Annotated in this window: 1 pseudogene; it reads left to right on the plus strand. The window is 42.4% G+C overall.

The features are described from left to right. Positions 1–863: pseudogene (locus NMM26_RS09525) on the plus strand (hypothetical protein); the annotation flags it as partial.

Consider the following 863-nt stretch of genomic DNA (forward strand, 5'->3'; position numbering starts at 1 on the left):
CAGCAGTGGAAGTTCCTAATGTAACAACACCAAGTAAGATAATCCCAGGTGCTCCAACAACAGAACAACCAGGTAAGATTGAAATTACTCAGAAACCAAATGGAGATGCGATTGTAACGCCTAAGAAACCAGATGGCTCAACATATCCACCAGGAACTAAGGTAGAAATTCCAGGAGAAGATGGAACAACAATCACAGTAACAATTGGTGACAATGGATCAGGTGAAGTACCAAATGACAATCTTCCAAAAGGAGACTTGCCAGGTACAGGAACAGTAACAGAACCTAATAAGAACCCATCACAACCAGTAGATGTAACAACACCAGCTCGTAAGTCACCAACATTGGATGTTGAACAAGATCCTAAGACAGGTGATGTAACAGTAACGCCGAAGAAACCAGATGGCTCAACATACCCACCAGGAACTAAGGTAGAAATCCCAGGTAAAGATGGAAATCCAATCACTGTTACAATCGGTGAAGACGGTAAGGGTAAAGTACCAAACAGTGAATTACCAGACGGTAAAGTTCCAGGTACAGGTAAGATTACAGAACCAGGAAAACCAGCAGTGGAAGTTCCTAATGTAGAAACACCAAGTAAGATAATCCCAGGTGCTCCAACAACAGAACAACCAGTTGAGATTGAAATTACTCAGAAACCAAATGGAGATGCGATTGTAACGCCGAAGAAACCAGATGGCTCAACATATCCACCCGGAACTAAGGTAGAAATCCCAGGTGAAGATAAAGATGGAAATCCAATTACGATTACAGTGACAATTGGCGACAATGGTTCAGGTGAAGTACCAAATGACAAACTTCCTAAGAAAGCTGTCCCAGGTACAGGAACAGTAACCGAACCT

The organism is Streptococcus sp. CF7_Ac1-8 (assembly GCF_024295435.1).
GTDB classification, from domain to species: domain Bacteria; phylum Bacillota; class Bacilli; order Lactobacillales; family Streptococcaceae; genus Streptococcus; species Streptococcus mitis_AP.